This window comes from Aeromonas sp. HMWF014 (genome assembly GCF_963878295.1).
GTDB classification, from domain to species: domain Bacteria; phylum Pseudomonadota; class Gammaproteobacteria; order Enterobacterales; family Aeromonadaceae; genus Aeromonas; species Aeromonas popoffii.
In genome coordinates this window covers 7,776-9,806 of the sequence record NZ_CAWNYS010000519.1, presented here as the reverse complement: position 1 = coordinate 9,806, position 2,031 = coordinate 7,776, and the positions used below count along the sequence as shown (strand labels likewise).

Below are 2,031 nucleotides of genomic sequence, written 5' to 3'. Positions count from 1 at the left end.
ACTGTGACCGCCGAGGCGGACGATCCGCGCCTGAATCTGGGGGCCCATGAGATCCACGCCCTGCAGGGGGCCTGGGTACCGCTCAACCTGAGCGCCAGCGTGGTCAACCCCGCGCCGGGTGAGCTCTCCGTTCGCATCCACAACCTGGGCGGCGGCCAGGTGGTGGACGAGCATGGTCAGAGTGTGGGTCATGCCGACAGCAACGGTGACTGGCTACTGCCGATGGATCAATCCGTGCCGATCTATCTCAAGGATCTGCCGGTGGGAGATCACGCTCTGACCCTGAGTGCAGAGTCCAGTGTGGGTGGCGCTATCATCAGTTCCCCGTCCGATACGGTCATCGTCCACAGTCAGAGCGGCCATGACCTGCAGGGCTCGGATCAGAGTGACTGGCTGTTTGGTTCCGGTGGAGATGATCGGATCCTGGCTGGCCAGGGGGATGACGTGCTCAGGGGGGGCCAAGGTAACGACATTCTGACTGGCGGTGCCGGCAGCGATCTCTTCGTGTGGGGAAGTGGTGATGAGGGGACGGCGGCGTTGCCTGCCATGGATACCATTACCGACTTTCGCCCGGAAGAGGGGGACAAGATCGATCTGACTGACATGTTGCACGGGGTGACCGACAACAGCGTGGATGGCTTGCTCAATCACCTCTCCGCCAGTGTGGCCACCGGCAGCAGCGGGCTGAGCGACGTGAGTCTCTCGGTATCACCGGCGGGGGATGGCCAGGTGACTCAGCAGATCACCCTGAAGGACGTGGACTTGAGCAGCTGGCATGTTGCCAGTAGCTCATCCCACGATATCTTGCAGTCCATGCTTGATAACCAGAGTTTGATCATCCAGCACCCTTGATGCGCGGAATATGCAAACGAGTAAAGGTAGAGCCGGCGATTGCCGGCTCTTTAGTTTATCCATTCGCGGGCGATTGTGTTATCAGACCAGCGCCTGAGCCAGCAGGTGGATGGGGTGTGCACAGCGGAAATCGGAGTGCTCATCTCTATATCCATCTGCCACTGTGGTCCCTTATGCCAGCGCCTGAGCCAGCAGGTGGATGGGATGTTCGCAGCGAAACGCCGTGCTCATCTCGATCTGCCACTTGCAGGTCTCGCAGTCGGTGATGACCAGATCAGGCTTGAGGCGGTTTATCTGATCAAACAACCCTTCACCTATGGCCTGGCTGGTCTCGTAGTTCTCCGACTTGAAGCCGTAGGTGCCGGCGATGCCGCAGCACTGGGACTCCAGTACCGTCACCTTTACCCCGGGAATGGCGCGCAGCAATTCGAGTGTATAGATGACGCCGCCCATCTTCTCCATGTGGCAAGGGGTATGGTAGGCGATGTGCAGGTCCAGCGGCTTCATGGCCGGTTTGTTGCCCTTGTAGAACTCGTTCCACAGGAAGCGGGTCACCAGCGAGATGCGATCGCGCACCTTGTGGTTGTCCTGCTCCAGCAGGTGGGGGTATTCATCGCGCAGGGTGAAGCCGCAGGTGGAGGAGGTGGCTAAGAGCGGCATCTCGTTGCCCAGCAGGGTGTTCTCCAGTTGCTTGATGTTGAAGGCCGCCTGCTGCTTGGCCTTGTCCATGAATCCGTTGGCAATCAGCGGCACACCGCAGCACTTCTCCCGCTCCAGCAGTTGCATGCCTATGTTCATGGCGTTGAGCACTTGCACCAGCTCCTTGCCAAGCTGCGGGTGGTTGTAGTTGACGTAGCAGCCGTGGAAATAGGCTATCTGGCGCTCATATTGGGCCTGGCTGGCTTTCTGCTTCTTGTACCAGCCGCGGAAGGTGCCTTGCGAATACTTGGGCAGGTCGCGGTGGGAGGAGACGCCCAGCGCCTTGTCCAGTACCAGCTTCATGGGCTTGAGCCCGGTGGTGAAGTTGACCACGGGCGCCATCAGGGTGGACATGCCGCCCATCAGATCGGTGTGGGAGAGCACGAATTCGCGGATCCCGGGTTTGAAGCCGCTGTACTTGTGTTTGGCCTTGGCGATGATGTCGCCGATGCGCACCCCGCTCGGGCAGGCCACTTCACA

The 2,031-nt window shown here is 60.0% G+C and carries 2 protein-coding genes; one reads left to right on the top strand and one right to left on the bottom strand.

Going from position 1 to position 2,031, the window contains the following annotated elements; genetic code table 11:
* On the top strand, positions 1 to 852 hold an 852-nt coding region (locus AAC083_RS20470), incomplete at its 5' end, for a type I secretion C-terminal target domain-containing protein (RefSeq protein ID WP_146181747.1).
* 171 nt (positions 853 to 1,023) lie between these two features.
* On the opposite strand, the gene glpC is transcribed toward AAC083_RS20470, so the two are convergent.
* On the bottom strand, positions 1,024 to 2,031 hold a 1,008-nt coding region (gene glpC, locus AAC083_RS20465; protein ID WP_258224793.1), incomplete at its 5' end, for an anaerobic glycerol-3-phosphate dehydrogenase subunit GlpC.